This is a genomic window from Streptococcus oralis, from assembly GCF_001588645.1.
GTDB lineage: Bacteria > Bacillota > Bacilli > Lactobacillales > Streptococcaceae > Streptococcus > Streptococcus oralis_AB.
In genome coordinates, this window is record NZ_LAYF01000013.1 from 189922 (window position 1) to 209178 (window position 19257).

The following is a 19257-nucleotide window of genomic DNA, read 5'->3' on the forward strand; positions in this document are numbered from 1 at the left end:
TTCGATTTAAATGTGGTATAATCAGTAAGAATGTTAAAAGAAAAAGGAGCATAAACCAAATGAAACGTATTGCTGTTTTGACCAGTGGTGGAGACGCCCCTGGTATGAATGCTGCCATCCGTGCAGTAGTTCGCCAAGCAATCTCAGAAGGAATGGAAGTTTTTGGTATCTATGATGGATACGCAGGTATGGTTGCCGGTGAAATTTATCCACTTGATGCTGCTTCAGTAGGAGACATCATTTCTCGTGGTGGTACTTTCCTTCATTCTGCTCGTTACCCTGAGTTTGCACAACTTGAAGGCCAACTTAAAGGGATTGAGCAATTGAAAAAACACGGTATCGAAGGTGTCGTAGTTATCGGTGGTGACGGTTCTTATCATGGAGCTATGCGCTTGACTGAGCATGGATTCCCTGCTATCGGACTTCCAGGAACTATTGATAACGATATCGTAGGGACAGACTTTACAATCGGATTTGACACTGCAGTAACAACTGCTATGGATGCGATCGATAAGATTCGTGATACATCGTCAAGTCACCGTCGTACTTTCGTTGTTGAAGTAATGGGACGTAATGCAGGTGATATCGCTCTTTGGGCAGGTATCGCAACAGGTGCTGACGAAATCATCATTCCTGAAGAAGGTTTCAAATTTGAAGACATCGTAGCAAGCATCAAAGCTGGTTATGAATGTGGTAAGAAACACAATATTATCGTTTTGGCAGAAGGTGTCATGTCAGCGGCTGAATTTGGTCAAAAACTAAAAGAAGCTGGAGATACAAGTGACCTTCGTGTCACAGAACTTGGTCACATCCAACGTGGTGGTTCACCAACTGCTCGTGACCGTGTATTGGCATCTCGTATGGGAGCACACGCTGTTAAACTTCTTAAACAAGGAATCGGTGGTGTCGCTGTCGGTATTCGTAACGAGAAAATGGTTGAGAATCCAATTCTTGGAACAGCAGAAGAAGGAGCTTTGTTTAGCTTAACAGCTGATGGTAAGATCGTTGTTAACAACCCTCATAAAGCTGATCTTGAACTTTCTGATTTGAACAAGAGCTTGTCCTAATCAACTTTCATTAATTTGGTAACATGACCATAAAAGGTCGAATTATATAAAGGAGTCACAAAAATCATGAACAAACGTGTAAAAATCGTTGCAACTTTAGGTCCTGCGGTTGAAATCCGTGGTGGTAAAAAATTCGGTGAAGACGGATACTGGGGTGAAAAACTTGACGTTGAAGCTTCAGCTCAAAATATTGCTAAATTGATTGAAGCAGGAGCTAACACTTTCCGTTTCAACTTCTCACACGGTGACCACCAAGAACAAGGTGAACGTATGGCAACTGTTAAACTTGCAGAAAAACTTGCAGGTAAAAAAGTTGGTTTCCTTCTTGATACTAAAGGACCAGAAATCCGTACTGAATTGTTCGAAGGTGAAGCTAAAGAGTACTCATACAAAACTGGTGAAAAAATCCGTGTTGCAACTAAACAAGGAATCAAATCAACTCGTGAAGTGATTGCTTTGAACGTTGCTGGTGCTCTTGACATCTATGATGACGTTGAAGTTGGTCGCCAAGTATTGGTTGACGATGGTAAACTTGGTCTTCGCGTTGTAGAAAAAGACGATGCAAGTCGTGAATTCATCGTTGAAGTTGAAAATGACGGTGTTATCGCTAAACAAAAAGGTGTAAACATCCCTAACACTAAAATTCCTTTCCCAGCTCTTGCTGAACGTGATAACGATGATATCCGCTTTGGTCTTGAACAAGGTATTAACTTCATCGCGATTTCATTCGTACGTACCGCAAAAGACGTTAACGAAGTTCGTGCAATCTGTGAAGAAACTGGTAACGGTCACGTTCAATTGTTCGCTAAAATCGAAAACCAACAAGGTATTGACAACTTGGATGAAATCATTGAAGCTGCTGACGGTATCATGATCGCCCGTGGTGACATGGGTATTGAAGTACCATTCGAAATGGTTCCAGTTTACCAAAAAATGATTATTACAAAAGTAAATGCAGCTGGTAAAGTCGCTATCACAGCAACAAACATGCTTGAAACTATGACTGAAAAACCACGTGCAACGCGTTCAGAAGTATCAGATGTGTTTAACGCTGTTATCGACGGAACCGACACTACAATGCTTTCAGGTGAGTCTGCAAATGGTAAATATCCACTTGAGTCTGTTCGTACAATGGCAACAATTGACAAGAATGCTCAAACTCTTTTAAAAGAATACGGTCGCTTGTCATCTGTTAACTTGTCACGTAATTCTAAGACTGAGGTTATGGCTTCAGCTGTTAAGGATGCGACAAATTCTATGAATATCAAGTTGGTGGTTACTCTTACTAAGACAGGTCACACTGCTCGTTTGATTTCTAAATACCGTCCAGATGCTGATATCTTGGCAATCACTTTCGATGAATTGACTCAGCGTGGTTTGATGCTTAACTGGGGAGTTATTCCAGTAACCACTGATCGCCCATCAAACACTGATGATATGTTTGATCTCGCTGAAAGAATTGCAGTTGAGCAAGGTTTGGTAGAATCTGGTGATGATATTGTTATCGTTGCAGGTGTACCACTTGGCGAAGCTGTTCGTACAAACACAATGCGCATCCGCACTGTACGCTAATCTAACACAAAAACCTATCATTTCAGGCTGAAAAGCTTGAGTGATAGGTCTTTTTTTATCAAAATGAGATGGTATTTAGTAAATAGGAATGGGAAAAAACTGAAAATTATGGTATAATAGAACGAAAAGACCTTTTTAGTAAATTTTGAAAGAGTAAAACATGAGAAAAATTGTCATCAATGGTGGACGTCCATTGCAAGGTGAGATCATCATTAGTGGTGCTAAAAATAGTGTTGTAGCGCTTATTCCAGCTATTATCTTATCAGATGATATTGTCACTTTAGATTGTGTTCCAGATATTTCAGACGTTGCTAGTCTTGTCGAAATTATGGAGATTATGGGGGCGACTGTTAAGCGTTATGATGATGTCTTGGAGATTGATCCAAGAGGTGTTCAAAACATTCCTATGCCTTATGGCAAGATTAATAGCCTGCGTGCTTCTTATTATTTCTACGGAAGTCTTTTAGGTCGCTTTGGTGAAGCTACAGTTGGACTTCCTGGTGGATGTGATCTGGGACCTCGTCCGATTGATCTTCACTTAAAAGCCTTTGAAGCCATGGGTGCTAAGGTCAGCTATGAGGGAGATAATATGAATTTATCTGCCCAAGGTAAGGGGCTTCATGGCGCAAGTATTTACATGGATACCGTTAGCGTTGGAGCAACGATTAACACGATGATTGCTGCGGTTAAAGCTAAGGGACGCACTGTCATTGAAAATGCGGCTCGTGAACCGGAAATTATCGATGTTGCCACCCTTTTGAACAACATGGGGGCCCATATTCGTGGTGCTGGGACTGATATTATCATTATTGATGGTGTCGAGAAACTTCATGGAACGCGTCACCAAGTAATCCCAGACCGTATCGAAGCTGGAACCTATATTTCACTTGCTGCAGCGGTAGGAAAAGGAATTCGCATTAACAACGTTCTCTATGAACACTTAGAAGGGTTTATCGCCAAACTAGAGGAAATGGGCGTTCGTATGACGGTCTCAGAAGACAGCATCTTCGTTGAAGAACAGTCTGGTTTAAAGGCCATCAATATCAAAACTGCACCCTATCCAGGGTTCGCAACCGATTTGCAACAGCCTATCACGCCTCTTTTACTAACTGCTCAAGGTCGTGGAACGATTATTGATACGATTTATGAGAAACGTGTCAATCATGTCTTTGAATTAGCGAAAATGGATGCAGATATTACGACTACAAATGATCACATTATTTACAACGGTGGTCGTAACTTACACGGTGCAAGTGTAAAAGCTACAGACTTGCGAGCTGGTGCAGCACTTGTCATCGCTGGCTTGATGGCTCAAGGCCAGACTGAAATTACGAATATTGAGTTTATCCTTCGTGGCTACTCAGATATTATTGAAAAATTGCGTAGTCTTGGAGCGGATATTACACTCGTTGAAGACTAAGCCGTTGAGGTGATTATGAATATTTGGACCAAATTAGCAATGTTTTCTTTTTTTGAAACGGAGCGCTTGTATTTGCGTCCTTTCTTTTTTAGTGACAGTCAAGCGTTTTTTGAGATTGCTTCAAACCCTGAGAATTTACAGTTTATTTTTCCCAGTCAAGCAAGTTTGGAAGAAAGTCAGTACTCACTTGCTAACTATTTTATGAAGAATCCTCTAGGTGTTTGGGCAATTTGTCTCCAAGGAAATCAGGAAATGATTGGCTCCATTAAATTTGAAAAGATTGATGAAATCAAAAAAGAAGCAGAAATTGGTTACTTCCTAAAAAAAGATTCTTGGTCACAAGGTTTTATGACTGAAGTGGTTACCAAGCTATGTCAGCTTTCATTTGAAGAATTTGGTTTAAAACAATTATCCATCATCACTCATTTGGAGAATCAAGCTAGTCAAAAAGTAGCCTTGAAATCGGGCTTTAGCCTCGTACGACAGTTTAAGGGGAGCGATCGATATACACGAAAAATGAGGGACTATCTTGAATTTCGGTATATAAAAGGAGAATTCAATGAGTAAACACCAGGAAATTTTGTCCTATCTGGAAGAGTTACCAATTGGGAAGAGAGTTAGTGTTCGCAGTATTTCCAATCACCTAGGTGTTAGTGACGGAACAGCCTACCGAGCTATCAAAGAAGCTGAAAATCGTGGCATCGTTGAAACTCGGCCACGTAGTGGAACCATACGGGTCAAGTCCCAAAAAGTGGCTATTGAGAGGCTAACCTATGCTGAAATTGCTGAAGTCACCTCCTCTGAAGTTTTAGCTGGTCAGGAAGGGCTTGAGAGAGAGTTTAGTAAATTCTCCATTGGGGCTATGACAGAGCAAAATATCCTGTCTTATCTCCATGATGGCGGTCTTTTGATCGTAGGAGACCGTACTCGTATTCAACTTTTAGCCTTGGAAAATGAAAATGCAGTCCTCGTTACGGGTGGTTTTCATGTTCAGGACGATGTTCTTGAGTTGGCTAATAAAAAAGGGATTCCAGTTCTGAGGAGTAAACATGACACTTTTACAGTAGCGACCATGATTAACAAAGCCCTCTCAAATGTTCAAATCAAAACCGATATTCTGACAGTCGAAAAGCTCTATCGTCCCAGTCATGAGTATGGTTTTTTGAGAGAAACGGATACAGTCAAAGACTATCTAGATTTGGTCCGTAAGAACAGAAGTAGTCGTTTCCCAGTCATTAATCAGCACCAAGTGGTTGTTGGGGTTGTTACTATGCGTGACGCAGGAGATAAATCCCCCAGTACGACGATTGATAAGGTGATGACACGTAGTATCTTCGTAACTGGCTTAGCGACCAATATTGCAAATGTCAGTCAACGAATGATTGCAGAAGACTTTGAGATGGTTCCCGTTGTCAGAAGTAACCAAACTTTACTCGGTGTCGTAACACGAAGAGATGTCATGGAAAAGATGAGCCGTTCCCAAGTTTCTGCCTTGCCAACTTTCTCAGAGCAAATCGGGCAAAAGCTTTCTTATCATCATGATGAAGTCGTCATTACTGTTGAGCCCTTCATGCTGGAGAAAAATGGTGTCCTTGCTAATGGAGTCTTGGCTGAAATCCTCAACCATATGACCCAAGACCTCGTTGTCAATAGCGGACGTAATCTCATCATTGAACAGATGTTGATTTATTTCTTGCAGGCTGTACAGATAGATGATACTCTGCGGATTCAGGCTCGGATTATTCACCACACGAGACGCTCAGCTATTATTGATTATGATATTTATCATGGTCATCAGATTGTTTCAAAAGCAAATGTTACGGTTAAAATTAATTAGAATCTAGGAGAAAAAATGATAACTTTAAAATCAGCACGTGAAATCGAAGCCATGGACAAGGCTGGTGATTTCCTAGCAAGTATCCATATCGGCTTACGTGATTTGATTAAGCCAGGCGTGGATATGTGGGAAGTTGAAGAGTACGTTCGTCGTCGTTGTAAAGAGGAAAATTTCCTTCCTCTACAGATTGGAGTAGATGGTGCAGTCATGGATTACCCCTATGCCACTTGTTGCTCTCTCAACGACGAAGTAGCTCACGCTTTTCCACGTCATTACATCTTGAAAGATGGCGATTTGCTCAAGGTTGATATGGTACTGGGAGGTCCGATTGCCAAATCCGACCTTAATGTATCTAAACTCAACTTCAACAATGTTGAGCAAATGAAAAAATACACCCAAAGTTATACTGGTGGTTTAGCAGACTCATGTTGGGCTTATGCGGTTGGTACACCGTCTGAAGAAGTGAAAAACCTGATGGACGTGACCAAGGAAGCTATGTATAAAGGAATTGAGCAAGCAGTTGTTGGCAATCGTATCGGTGATATCGGTGCAGCCATTCAAGAATACGCTGAAAGTCGCGGTTATGGTGTCGTTCGTGATTTGGTTGGTCATGGTGTTGGTCCAACAATGCATGAAGAGCCAATGGTTCCTAACTACGGTATTGCAGGCCGTGGACTCCGTCTCCGTGAAGGAATGGTACTAACCATTGAACCCATGATTAATACTGGTGACTGGGAAATTGATACAGATATGAAGACTGGCTGGGCTCATAAGACTATAGATGGCGGCCTGTCTTGCCAATATGAACACCAGTTCGTGATTACCAAAGACGGTCCAGTTATCTTGACTAGCCAAGGCGAAGAAGGAACGTATTAAAAAAAGGAGATTAGCTCCTTTTTTTGTGTCAACTTTAGTCAAAATAAATAAGCGTAGCAGACTTCTTACAAATTTATCCTTTTGTAGTAAAATAGGATTAGAATTTTGAGAAAGTAGGTAATTCGTTGGAGTCGATTATATTTCTAGTATCTGTTTTTTTAGCAGGTATCCTGTCCTTCTTTTCACCCTGCATCTTTCCTTTGCTACCAGTCTATGCTGGTATTTTACTGGATGATCTGGGAAATTCGAAAAGCTTTCGCTTTTTTGGAAGAGACGTTGCATGGTCTGGCTTAATTCGGACCTTGTGCTTTATTGCAGGAATCTCCCTCATTTTCTTTATTTTAGGATTTGGAGCTGGATTCCTAGGGCACATGCTCTATGCAGACTGGTTTCGTTATGCTATGGGAATAGTCATTATTCTTTTAGGGCTTCACCAGATGGAAATCTTGCATTTCAATAAACTGGAGGTTCAAAAGACAGTCACCTTCAAACAATCAAAGTCTAATCACTATCTGTCAGCCTTTTTACTTGGGATAACCTTTAGTTTTGGTTGGACCCCTTGTATCGGACCAGTCTTAAGTTCAGTCTTGGCCCTAGCAGCTTCAGGTGGCAGTGGTGCTTGGCAAGGAGCCGTGTTAACATTAGTATACACATTGGGAATGGCCCTTCCTTTCATTGTTTTGGCCTTGGCTTCGGGCTGGATTATGCCCTATTTTAGTAAATTAAAACCCCATATGATTTTACTAAAGAAAATCGGGGGAGCTTTGATTATTTTGATGGGATTATTATTAATGCTAGGGCAGTTAAATGCCTTGTCAGGAATTCTTGGATAAAAGGAGAAAAAAATGAAAAAAGTTATTTTTGCTGGATTGAGCCTCATGTCTCTATTCTTGTTGATTGCCTGTGGTGAAAAAGAAACCAAACAGACAAGCAGTCCCAAACAACCTGCTGTACAACAAATAGCAGTCGGTAAGGATGCGCCAGACTTTACCTTGCAGTCTATGGATGGCAAAGAAGTGAAGTTATCAGACTATAAAGGGAAAAAGGTCTATTTAAAATTCTGGGCTTCTTGGTGTGGACCATGCAAAAAAAGCATGCCTGAGCTGATGGAATTAGCTGCCAAACAAGATCGAGACTTTGAAATCTTGAGTGTCATTGCACCTGGTCTACAAGGTGAAAAAACAGTTCAAGACTTTCCAAAATGGTATCAAGAACAAGGATACAAGGATATTCCAGTTCTATATGATACGCAAGCAACTACCTTCCAAGCCTACCAAATTCGTAGTATTCCAACAGAATACTTGATTGACAGTCAAGGTAAAATCGGAAAAATCCAATTTGGTGCTATTAGCAATGCTGATGCAGAAGCGGCTTTTAAAGAAATGAAATAAAGAAAAAATCGCGATTTTTCGCGATTTTTTTATAGTTTTTCATTGATAAAGCGGATAAATTGATTCCACCAAACCTTCAAAAAGAAGGCTTTTTCAACTTTCTTTTCAGAAACCATTTCAAAAGATGGTTTGTCAGAAGTGAGATAGCCCTGGCCGACCAAATCCTGGTCATCATAGGTTAGAGTACCAACAACCTTGCCTTCTTCCAATGGAGCCATTTCTGATGTTGATTTCGGTGTGAATTGGAGAGCTGGTGTAGTACTGCTACCGATGCGTTGGACGATGGAAATGTCTGACTTAGCGACAGCTGTCACATTATCTTCTTTACCATCCAGAACTGTTACTTTACTATCGTTGTATGCTTCACCTTTCTGAACGACGGTTTTTAAGGCAAAGTTTGCAGAAATATAATCTAAAAGTGCAGAAGTAGCAGTAAAACGTGCATAAGGGTTGGTATCTTGTTGATCTGCATTCAAAACAACCGTAATAATACGCATCCCTTTCTCAACAGTTGTTCCAACGAACGAAGCACCAGCTTTATCAGTAGTACCTGTCTTTAGTCCATCAATACCACCACGATAGGCAGGCATTCCCTCCAACATATAGTTGGTTGAGTGGATTTCAAGCCCTGCAAAGGTAGAAGTTGGCTTTTTGGTGATTTCCAAAACTTGAGGATAATCTCGGATGAGGTTACGAGCGACGATTGCAACATCGTAGGCACTCAACTTGTTTTCATCGTCTTTCTTTGAACCAGGATAGATATTCTCGCCAAGGGTCTCATTATTTAAACCAGTAGTGTTTACAATAGTTGCATCTTGAATTCCCCATTCAAGAAGTTTAGCCCTCATCTTGTCTACAAAGTCTTTCTCAGAACCAGCAATCTTTTCTGCTAGCGCAATCGCAGCACTGTTTGCGCTGGATACCATTGTAGCCTCTAATAGTTGTTCAACAGTATAATTTCGAGCTTCCATAGGGACGTTACTCGCCTCAGAATTAGTTGTAAGTTTGTAAGGATAGTCCGAAATATCAACAGGTGTAGATAGGCTGATAGTTCCTTGTTCCAGAGCTTCATAGACCAGATAAACTGTAACTAGTTTTGTAATAGAAGCAATTTCTACAGGCTGATTTGCATCTTTTTCATAGAGGATTTTTCCAGTTGTAGCCTCGACAGCAATAGCATGTTTAGCAGCAACATCAAACTCCTGAGCAGAAACAGTAGAAGCTGCTCCAAAAACTAAAAGTGTCATAAAAGATAAAATTATTTTTTTCATATTAGCTTTATTTTATCATAAAGAAAAAAAATATTCTCGCTTTTTTACTAAAGCCATCTTATCTTTTTCAGAAATGTGGTAAAATAGAGAGAAGGAGGATACCTATGTTCCGCAGAAACAAATTATTTTTTTGGACAGCTGAAATTTTATTATTAACACTGATTTTCTATCTTTGGAGAGAAATGGGAGCCATCATTACTCCCTTTGTGACGGTTGTGAATACCATCATGATTCCATTTTTGCTTGGTGGATTTTTTTACTACATTACAAATCCAGTCGTTACTTTCTTAGAAAAGAGATGTAAAATCAATCGTCTAATTGGTGTCTTGGTCACTCTTTGTGCCTTAATTGGTGCTATCGTTGTAGGGGTCGTTTATCTCTTGCCGATTTTGATTAATCAGTTGACCAGCTTGATTGTTTCTAGTCAAAACATCTATAGTAGACTACAAGATTTGATCATCGATTTGTCCAAGAATCCTGTCTTCCAAAATATAGATATTCAACAAACTATTCAACAACTGAATCTCTCCTATGTGGATATCCTCCAGAATATCCTGAATAGCGTCAGCAATAGTTTAGGAAGCGTCCTTTCAGCCTTGTTTAGTACAGTTCTGATTCTCATTATGACCCCTGTATTCTTGATTTATTTCTTGTTGGATGGTCATAAGTTGCTACCAATGTTGGAACGTACCGTCTTAAAACATGACAAATTGAATCTTTCTAGCCTTTTAACCAATCTTAATACAACCATAGCGCGCTATATCAGTGGAATTGCGATTGATGCGGTTATTATTGGATGTTTAGCCTATATTGGTTATAGCGTTATCGGATTAAAGTACGCCCTAGTTTTTGCTATTTTCTCTGGAATCGCAAATTTGATTCCTTATGTTGGTCCAAGTATTGGCTTAATTCCAATGGTGATTGCGAATGTGTTCACGGATCCTCATCGTATGTTGATTGCGGTTGCTTATATGCTTATTATTCAGCAGATTGATGGAAATGTTCTCTATCCACGTATCGTTGGAGGAGTTATGAAAGTACATCCGATTACGATTTTGGTGCTCCTTTTACTGTCAAGTAATATCTACGGTGTCATAGGGATGGTCGTAGCAGTACCTACTTACTCCATTTTTAAAGAAATTACTAAGTTCCTAGCGAAATTATATGAAAACCATAAAGAAGCTAAGGAACTGGAAAAAACAGAATCAAATTAAAATCAGGGAAACCTGATTTTTTTGATGAAAAGACTATCGCCCAAACAAAATAAGTTTGAATTCATATTGCCATAAAGAAGCAGAAGAACAGGATTTGGTAAGATTTAGATTAATTCACAAAATATGTGTAAAACACTTGCAATTTAGCAGAAATTTGATAAAATAGTAAGGAAAGTTAGACTGTATTGCCTACTGTCTATCTATAAAATATATTTTATTGGAGGCTTTTACTCAAATGGCAAAAGAAAAATACGATCGTAGTAAACCACACGTTAACATTGGTACTATCGGACACGTTGACCACGGTAAAACTACCCTAACTGCAGCTATCACAACTGTTTTGGCACGTCGCTTGCCTTCATCAGTTAACCAACCTAAAGACTATGCGTCTATCGATGCTGCTCCAGAAGAACGCGAACGCGGTATCACTATCAACACTGCGCACGTTGAGTACGAAACTGAAAAACGTCACTACGCTCACATCGACGCTCCAGGACACGCGGACTACGTTAAAAACATGATCACTGGTGCCGCTCAAATGGACGGAGCTATCCTTGTAGTAGCTTCAACTGACGGACCAATGCCACAAACTCGTGAGCACATCCTTCTTTCACGTCAGGTTGGTGTTAAACACCTTATCGTCTTCATGAACAAGATCGACTTGGTTGACGACGAAGAATTGCTTGAATTGGTTGAAATGGAAATCCGTGACCTCTTGTCAGAATACGACTTCCCAGGTGACGATCTTCCAGTTATCCAAGGTTCAGCTCTTAAAGCTCTTGAAGGTGACTCTAAATACGAAGACATCATCATGGAATTGATGAACACTGTTGATGAGTACATTCCAGAACCAGAACGTGACACTGACAAACCATTGCTTCTTCCAGTCGAAGACGTATTCTCAATCACTGGACGTGGTACAGTTGCTTCAGGACGTATCGACCGTGGTACTGTTCGTGTCAACGACGAAATCGAAATCGTTGGTATCAAAGAAGAAACTTCAAAAGCAGTTGTTACTGGTGTTGAAATGTTCCGTAAACAACTTGACGAAGGTCTTGCAGGAGATAACGTAGGTGTCCTTCTTCGTGGTGTTCAACGTGACGAAATCGAACGTGGACAAGTTATCGCTAAACCAGGTTCAATCAACCCACACACTAAATTTAAAGGTGAAGTCTACATCCTTACTAAAGAAGAAGGTGGACGTCACACTCCATTCTTCAACAACTACCGTCCACAATTCTACTTCCGTACTACTGACGTTACAGGTTCAATCGAACTTCCTGCAGGTACTGAAATGGTAATGCCTGGTGATAACGTGACTATCGACGTTGAGTTGATCCACCCAATCGCCGTAGAACAAGGTACTACATTCTCTATCCGTGAGGGTGGACGTACTGTTGGTTCAGGTATGGTTACAGAAATCGAAGCTTAATTCGATTAAGTTCCCAGAAGAACAATTATTTAAGTCAGACACTAAAAGAATCTTGCCTTGCAAGGTTCTTTTTTTTCTTATTCTATTTGAAGTGCTTCTACTCTAGCAGTATAATCGTTTTTTTGGTATAATAAAAGTTATGGAAATCGAAAAAACCAATCGTATGAACGCCCTTTTTGAATTTTATGCGGCGCTTTTGACAGACAAGCAGATGAACTATATTGAACTCTATTATGCTGATGATTACAGTCTTGCTGAGATTGCTGAAGAGTTCGGTGTCAGTCGTCAGGCTGTTTATGACAATATCAAGCGGACAGAAAAGATTCTTGAAGACTATGAGATGAAATTGCACATGTATTCGGACTACATTGTTCGCAGTCAGATTTTTGATCAGATCTTGGAGCGTTATCCCAAGGATGACTTTCTGCAGGAGCAGATAGAAATTTTAACAAGCATTGATAATAGAGAATAAGAGGAAGAAAAATGGCATTTGAAAGTTTAACAGAACGTTTACAGAACGTCTTTAAAAATCTACGTAAAAAAGGAAAAATATCTGAGGCTGATGTCCAGGAAGCAACCAAAGAGATTCGCTTGGCCTTGCTGGAAGCCGACGTTGCCTTGCCTGTTGTAAAGGACTTTATCAAGAAGGTTCGTGAACGTGCAGTCGGACACGAGGTCATTGATACCCTCAATCCAGCCCAACAGATTATCAAAATCGTTGATGAGGAACTGACAGCTGTTTTAGGTTCTGATACGGCAGAAATTATCAAGTCGCCAAAAATTCCAACCATTATCATGATGGTCGGTTTGCAAGGGGCTGGTAAAACGACCTTTGCTGGTAAGCTGGCTAATAAACTCAAGAAGGAAGAAAATGCACGTCCTTTGATGATTGCTGCAGATATTTATCGTCCAGCAGCTATTGATCAGTTGAAAACACTTGGACAACAAATTGATGTTCCTGTCTTTGCGCTTGGAACAGAAGTACCAGCTGTTGAAATTGTTCGCCAAGGTTTGGAGCAAGCGCAAGCCAATCACAACGACTATGTCTTGATTGATACGGCAGGTCGATTGCAGATTGATGAGCTCTTGATGAACGAGCTTCGTGACGTTAAGGCCTTAGCCCAACCAAACGAAATCCTCCTCGTCATTGATGCCATGATTGGTCAGGAAGCGGCTAATGTTGCCCGTGAGTTTAATGCTCAGTTAGAAGTAACTGGTGTCATCCTTACCAAGATTGATGGGGATACTCGTGGTGGTGCGGCTTTGTCTGTTCGTCACATCACTGGTAAACCTATCAAGTTCACTGGTACGGGTGAAAAGATTACAGATATCGAAACCTTCCACCCAGACCGTATGTCAAGCCGTATCCTTGGTATGGGGGATATGCTCACTTTGATTGAGAAAGCTTCTCAGGAATACGATGAGCAAAAAGCCCTTGAAATGGCTGAGAAGATGCGTGAAAACACCTTTGATTTCAATGATTTCATCGATCAATTGGATCAGGTGCAAAACATGGGGCCAATGGAAGACTTGCTCAAGATGATTCCAGGTATGGCTAATAATCCTGCCCTTCAAAACATGAAGGTGGATGAGCGCCAAATTGCGCGTAAACGTGCCATTGTATCTTCCATGACACCCGAAGAGCGCGAAAATCCTGATTTGTTAAATCCTAGTCGTCGCCGTCGTATCGCTGCGGGTTCTGGAAATACCTTTGTCGAAGTCAATAAATTTATCAAGGACTTTAACCAGGCCAAACAGCTCATGCAAGGTGTCATGTCTGGAGATATGAACAAGATGATGAAGCAAATGGGAATCAATCCTAATAACCTTCCTAAAAATATGCCAAATATGGGAGGAATGGATATGTCTGCCCTTGAAGGCATGATGGGACAAGGTGGAATGCCGGATATGTTAGGTCTCGGAGGAGCAGGCATGCCAGATATGAGCCAGATGTTTGGTGGCGGACTCAAAGGTAAAATCGGTGAATTTGCCATGAAACAGTCTATGAAACGCATGGCTAACAAAATGAAAAAAGCGAAGAAAAAACGCAAATAAAAAAGGAAAGCAGAAGTGCTTACCTAAAAAAGAACTCTGAATCCGATTCAGAGTTCTTTTGTGTTTGATTGGTTTATTCCCACTCAACGGTTGCAGACTCCTTGAGAATCGCTATATAATAGGCTTTTTAAGGAGTTAGTAATTCTTTGGTGGGTTTTTTGGTGGGAATGTTATTTTGAAATTGATTGGTTCCCGTTGAAATGTACTAAGCTAGAAGATGGGAAAGAAACATTAATAATTCCGACCATTTCATTAGTGATAGCTTCATCAGCGCCATCCCATAGATGCGAGTAGTGTTTCAAGGTAATTTCAGGAGAAGAGTGTCCTAAACGTTTTGATAGAATAAGTACATCAGCATTTAATTCATTAATTAGCAGTGATGCATGGCTGTGACGGAGCCCCTTCGCTTGGCTAGGCTTTACGTGAGCTATCTTGGCGTACCTTTTAATAATCCTTGAGATTGTAGATTTCAACATAGGTAAGCCATCGTATGAAAAGATAAAATCGTTCTCGTGTCCTAGTCCAATCTTTTTTTGAGCTTCACGCCATTTTTTTAACACATCAATAGTATCTTTATCTAAACTAATCATCCTTTTCCCGTCTTTAGTTTTCGTATAGGAATTACGAGTCCATTCTTTTTTGTTTTTAACAATAAGCATATGATGAACTCGTAGGCGTTGCTTATCAAAGTCAACATCATTCCATTGAAGGGCACAACCTTCATTTACACGTACGCCAGTCATGAAATATACCCAAATCATCACGAAGTTTAAATGTTCATATACATCTTCAATGTAAATTTGCGAAATAACAGCTTCAAATTCGCTCTTAGTCCAATATGGGACATTACTTTTTCCTTTAGGAATTGCATTAGATTGCTTAGAAATATTTTTTTCCACATATCCCATTTGCAAAGCATAGTCTAATGATTTCCTAAACATGCCAAAGATGAGGCTAGCATATCCTTGTGAATATCCGGCACCATTCTCATCTTGACTAGTCAGTAACCATGTTCGAAACTTCTGGACTTGTTCGAGGGTAATCGAACGAAGTGTAGTGTCACCAAAACGATCACAAAGCTGTAAAAGGTTTTTCTCTCGAACTGAAAATGTGCTGTGCTCAACTGTTGTTCTGTAATATGGAATATAATGTTCTTCCATAAATTGCCGATATTTCATACGGTAGTTAGAATAACCTTGAGATTGATGATATTCATATTTCAGTCGGGTTAATTCCTTATTTGCTTCTGCAGCAGAATTAAATGGATTTCCGTGTTGATCTACCCTTGATTTCTTTCGTATACGTTTCCCCGTAACTCTATCTCTACCAAATTCGGTTTGAATAAAAAATTTTCCGAATTTATCAGTATAGACTCCAGGAAATTTAGTTTTCTGTTGATTTTGTGGCATTTTTACTCCTTATGAAGTGAAACACCCAGAATTTCTTCAACAGCAACGATAGGAACATGCCCTAAACGTCGATTATTATAAAAGGCATATCCCTTTTGTACCATAATTTGCTTAGCTTGTCTAATAATTGAAATGGCAGTATAGGGATTGTAACCCATTTTAATTAAATCTTCTTTGTTCATTGTTTGTTTCATAATTAATAATCCTCTTGAAATTTCTAAATTTTATTGCGATAATAGTAGTAGGTAATAGATATTATTACTAGTATATTTTGAGTTTGTTTCTGACACCGACCAAAGTTTGGAAACAAGCTCTTTTTTTTTGTTCTAAAAAATTTACACATATCTATTTCCTTTCTCAAATATTAAACTCAAACTGTTTACATATAAAAATATGTTTGTTGTTATATCAAGGTTTACAGCCATAAATATAAAAAAGTTATTATTTAATTTGCGTTATTTTTTATTGATATCTAAATCTTTATCAGGGAATTCTTTTAAAACATGATTTCTAATTTTATTTTTTTGATTTCGAGTATTAGATTTTATAATTTCGTCGAAAATATTATTCCTATAACCTAATGGATAATCTTTTAAAATGTGTTTATATGTATGAGTCGATGTAGTATCCTTATGACATCCTAACCCTTTTTCTCTAGCAATATCTAGTGATTTATAAAATAGCTTAAATATATCTCGAACGTGCCAAGTAATCATTAATCCAGTCTCGTTTCTTTTAGAATAATATTTTTCACTATTTTGAAAATATTCTATTATTGCTCTTTTGGTTCTACCTTTATTTTTGCTAAAACCAATATTTATTAATGCTAAAATTTCTTCATCTAACACCAAAGGGGACAATTTGTTAAGAGAGTAGTTATTTACTTGAATTAAAAATTCTTTAATATATCTTTGGGGACCGTATTTTCTATACACATCTTCAAGTACTCTTTTAGTTTCATTACTTGATTCTTCAATTAACTTTATGTACACGTTTATTGTTGAATGCAGTTTTGATTCCAAATATTCTATCAATTGTGCATCATTCAGTAAATCTAAGGAATTGGTTCCCCAAAATTTTTCTATTTTATTTTTCTTTAATACTAGTTCAAATCTTTGGACATTAATATTATCTAGTTTTGAACCATTTCTTCTGATTTGTCTTTTTCTTTTTGCTTTTTCAATTTTATCGTAAGTAACAGTTAATTCTTCATTACTAATCTTACAACTCAAAATTGGATAGTCATAGTTGTTCTTTTTACTTTTTTCATTTCCAAAATTTGGAGGGTATCCTGATGAAAGACATTTGTGTAGAAAACTTCTGAGCTGTAGGTTTGGAGTTTTATCAAAGGCAATAGTATAAGCGAGCTCAATTTCGAGAAAGAGGGCAGTCGAGTAATTAATGATAACACCGTAATTATTTTTAATAAAATCGATTGCGTTTGCTAATCTTTTTTTAATCCCCTCAATACCAACAGTTTCGAAATTTAAACCTCCGTGAATTAATTCAATGTAACAGTAGGGTGTTTTAAAATCTGATGTATCAAAAGAAATAGTGATATTCCCAAAAAATTCTGATTTAATATCTAAACCAAGTAACTCTCCATCTATAGAGGTTTTTAGATTACATGAACTATCCTGCTTTAAATTCTTAATTTCTACACGCTCTACAGAAAAATCCTGTAGGGATACTTTACATTTATCTATTCCAGCAAAACAAGACTTTGATGAGAAAACCTCTAATATACTATTTTCATTATTGATTTTTTCTTCTAAACGTCTTTGTTTTTCTTCCGGTGTTAATTTTCTTCTGGCCATTCTATTAAGTTCCTTTCACATAGTATTTTGATAAAGTATGTTGTTTGGGCTAAGATCAACATCTTTTTCTAAAGGTTAGTTTATTTTATTAAGTTTCCATTTATTTACCTCCTTATTTTTTTACATTAGTTAGTATGCCACAAATCTTTCAAAAAACGCCTATTTTTAGTAAAAACAAATTAAAAAATGAAAAAAATTTTTAAAAATGAAAAAAACACTCAGTTTTGAGTGCTTTAAAAAACGCGTAGTGACAAGGTTTTGAAAAAAAAGTAGGTTCTTTCCTACAAAAAAATTTTTATAAAATTTTTTTAGTTTTTGATGTTTTTTTATTTTTTATTTTTCATTTAGACTTAATATGCTGAGAAAAAGTTCAATAATTTCAGTACGATTTTTATTGAGTTGAATTTTTTATTTTAATGAGAGATATTATAATGTTTGGGAAAAGTTATTTAGTTTGCTTGTGCGATTAACTTATATGCATAGGATTTTTGAAGCTCTTCTGGTCGATTGTGTCCGATAGCACGTGATACAATTAAACAAGCCTTTCGATCAAGGACAACACCTTTTAATTCGCCTCGTAGATAAATTTTTTCTTTTTTATCTTTGATATCTTTGGGATCTCGCGCGACAAGAAGATAAAGACGTTTTGCGTATTCTGCACGGTATTTATGAGGTTTTAAAGCAGATGGAACCTGAAACACACGCTTTTTACCAGCTAGTTTAAATTCTTCAACAAGCCTCTCTAATTCTTCTTTGTCTCGTGTAATAATCGGAACCCAACGATCTCGTGCTCCTTTTGTTTTATGCTTTTTACCAATGATTTTAAGATAGTATCGACCATCTTCACGTTGGTGTAGAGAATCACCTGTGATAGCCTTTAATTCGTTTTTTCGTAGTCCAGTAGCAGAGACGATTGAAAACCAGCGATTATTCGTTTCTTCAGACATTCTATCATCGTTAGACTTTAAGCGATTATTCTTTTTGTCGGCTCGATATCGGATATCCGTTGCAACAAAAGTAGTAGAAGACACGCCTAAAACTTTGGCTAATGCTGCTTTATAGGTTGACTGGGTTGGAGCAGAAAGACCTGATTTCTTACAATGTTCTAAGTATCGATTTACTAAGTCAATCCATCCTTCTATATCGTTAGATTTATCAAGAGCTTCTAATTCTTCGGCAGTAGCAGTTGTAGCAACAAAGGAAGCGAATCTGCTCCATGAACCAGCATAGTTATGGAGAGTTCGATCGGTATGAATTAAATGAATGTCCTCTCCTGTTCTTTTGGATTCATTTCGCTTGATACCCTTTCCTTTTTTAAAGCGCGTGACTAGATTTGTTAATCCTTTTGATTGGACGAATTGTTTACGACCTTCGAAAGTAGTTAGAGAATCCATCTGTTGTTTCTTAGCTTTCTCTTTAGCTTTTCGTCGATCAGCACGACTACGTCTCTTCTTTGCCATAGTTCTTTCCTTTCTATAGTATATAATGTGCTTTTAAAGAAGATCTTAAGAAAAATCTTAAGGTCTTTTTTATTCAAGTTGAAGTAGTGCAGTGACTTAAGCTTATATTCACTGATGTAGTATCTTCCCTTTGCTTAGGGTGCTTCTTAATCAATGGCTAAGAAGATAACCAAGTCATTTTACAACATGACAAGTTGACTCAATTCAAATAAGATGTAGAGTTCCATCTTGCAGATAAAAATCTGTTGTTTTTTCTTGTTAGTCTTTTTCAGGTTTAAATGCTCTGAATTTCGCGACTGAGCTAAGCTAGTTTTTGTATTTGATTTTTAGACTTTTGTTATTTACTTTAGTTTTTATACTTTGATTTTTTACTTTGTTATGATCAAAAAATTTTTTTAAACTGCTGTGACATTATTTTTATTATCTATACATTTAT

17 protein-coding genes are annotated in these 19257 nt (G+C 38.2%); 12 read left to right on the forward strand and 5 right to left on the reverse strand.

What is annotated here, in order from left to right; translation table 11 throughout:
* Positions 1 to 59 precede the first annotated feature (59 nt).
* The 8 genes from pfkA to sdbB all read left to right on the forward strand — a co-directional run bounded on the left by pfkA (position 60) and on the right by sdbB (position 8163).
* Positions 60 to 1067: a 6-phosphofructokinase gene (gene pfkA, locus A0739_RS08365; RefSeq protein ID WP_061587660.1), complete on the forward strand. Its 1008-nt coding sequence runs from the start codon at positions 60 to 62 to the stop codon at positions 1065 to 1067.
* 66 nt (positions 1068 to 1133) lie between these two features.
* Complete coding sequence (gene pyk / locus A0739_RS08370; protein WP_061587661.1) at positions 1134 to 2639, forward strand: pyruvate kinase; 1506 nt, start codon at positions 1134 to 1136, stop codon at positions 2637 to 2639.
* A gap of 160 nt (positions 2640 to 2799) precedes the next feature.
* Positions 2800 to 4059, forward strand: a complete 1260-nt coding sequence (locus tag A0739_RS08375) for a UDP-N-acetylglucosamine 1-carboxyvinyltransferase (RefSeq protein ID WP_061587662.1) — start codon at positions 2800 to 2802, stop codon at positions 4057 to 4059.
* A gap of 15 nt (positions 4060 to 4074) precedes the next feature.
* Positions 4075 to 4626 (forward strand): GNAT family N-acetyltransferase, encoded by a 552-nt coding sequence (locus A0739_RS08380; protein ID WP_061587663.1) that lies wholly within the window; start codon positions 4075 to 4077, stop codon positions 4624 to 4626.
* Positions 4619 to 5896 carry a CBS-HotDog domain-containing transcription factor SpxR gene (spxR, locus tag A0739_RS08385; RefSeq protein ID WP_000033809.1) on the forward strand — a complete coding sequence of 426 codons (1278 nt, stop codon included), beginning with the start codon at positions 4619 to 4621 and terminating at the stop codon, positions 5894 to 5896. Before A0739_RS08380 ends, spxR begins: the two co-directional genes overlap by 8 nt.
* A 15-nt stretch (positions 5897 to 5911) precedes the next feature.
* Positions 5912 to 6772: a methionyl aminopeptidase gene (locus A0739_RS08390; protein WP_000631558.1), complete on the forward strand. Its 861-nt coding sequence runs from the start codon at positions 5912 to 5914 to the stop codon at positions 6770 to 6772.
* A 125-nt stretch (positions 6773 to 6897) separates the two neighbouring features.
* Positions 6898 to 7605: a thiol-disulfide oxidoreductase-associated membrane protein CcdA2 gene (gene ccdA2, locus A0739_RS08395; protein WP_061587664.1), complete on the forward strand. Its 708-nt coding sequence runs from the start codon at positions 6898 to 6900 to the stop codon at positions 7603 to 7605.
* A gap of 12 nt (positions 7606 to 7617) precedes the next feature.
* Entirely contained in the window at positions 7618 to 8163 is a 546-nt protein-coding gene (sdbB, locus tag A0739_RS08400; RefSeq protein ID WP_000755591.1) for a thiol-disulfide oxidoreductase-associated lipoprotein SdbB, read from the forward strand.
* A gap of 29 nt (positions 8164 to 8192) precedes the next feature.
* Here sdbB and pbp3 read toward each other — a convergent pair whose 3' ends face one another.
* Complete coding sequence (pbp3, locus tag A0739_RS08405) at positions 8193 to 9434, reverse strand: D-alanyl-D-alanine carboxypeptidase PBP3 (protein WP_061587665.1); 1242 nt, start codon at positions 9432 to 9434, stop codon at positions 8193 to 8195.
* Positions 9435 to 9538: 104 nt separating this feature from the next.
* Here pbp3 and A0739_RS08410 point away from each other — a divergent pair, with 104 nt between their 5' ends.
* From A0739_RS08410 to ffh, 4 genes are all read left to right on the forward strand, one after another.
* Entirely contained in the window at positions 9539 to 10648 is a 1110-nt protein-coding gene (locus A0739_RS08410) for an AI-2E family transporter (RefSeq protein WP_061587666.1), read from the forward strand.
* A 235-nt stretch (positions 10649 to 10883) separates the two neighbouring features.
* On the forward strand, positions 10884 to 12080 hold the full coding sequence (tuf, locus tag A0739_RS08415) for an elongation factor Tu (RefSeq protein ID WP_001040723.1): 1197 nt from the start codon (positions 10884 to 10886) through the stop codon (positions 12078 to 12080).
* A gap of 139 nt (positions 12081 to 12219) precedes the next feature.
* Positions 12220 to 12552: a putative DNA-binding protein gene (locus tag A0739_RS08420; RefSeq protein ID WP_000402066.1), complete on the forward strand. Its 333-nt coding sequence runs from the start codon at positions 12220 to 12222 to the stop codon at positions 12550 to 12552.
* 11 nt (positions 12553 to 12563) lie between these two features.
* Positions 12564 to 14135, forward strand: a complete 1572-nt coding sequence (gene ffh / locus A0739_RS08425) for a signal recognition particle protein (protein WP_061587667.1) — start codon at positions 12564 to 12566, stop codon at positions 14133 to 14135.
* 170 nt (positions 14136 to 14305) lie between these two features.
* Here the strand turns inward: ffh and A0739_RS08430 are convergent, their stop codons facing one another.
* The 4 genes from A0739_RS08430 to A0739_RS08445 all read right to left on the reverse strand — a co-directional run bounded on the left by A0739_RS08430 (position 14306) and on the right by A0739_RS08445 (position 18821).
* Positions 14306 to 15544, reverse strand: coding sequence for a tyrosine-type recombinase/integrase (locus tag A0739_RS08430; protein ID WP_061587668.1), 1239 nt, complete (start codon positions 15542 to 15544; stop codon positions 14306 to 14308).
* Between the two features lie 2 nt (positions 15545 to 15546).
* Complete coding sequence (locus A0739_RS08435; RefSeq protein ID WP_061587669.1) at positions 15547 to 15738, reverse strand: DUF3173 domain-containing protein; 192 nt, start codon at positions 15736 to 15738, stop codon at positions 15547 to 15549.
* A 261-nt stretch (positions 15739 to 15999) separates the two neighbouring features.
* Complete coding sequence (locus A0739_RS08440) at positions 16000 to 17361, reverse strand: hypothetical protein (protein WP_061587670.1); 1362 nt, start codon at positions 17359 to 17361, stop codon at positions 16000 to 16002.
* Between the two features lie 449 nt (positions 17362 to 17810).
* Entirely contained in the window at positions 17811 to 18821 is a 1011-nt protein-coding gene (locus A0739_RS08445; protein WP_061587671.1) for a site-specific integrase, read from the reverse strand.
* Between the last annotated feature and the right edge of the window lie 436 nt (positions 18822 to 19257).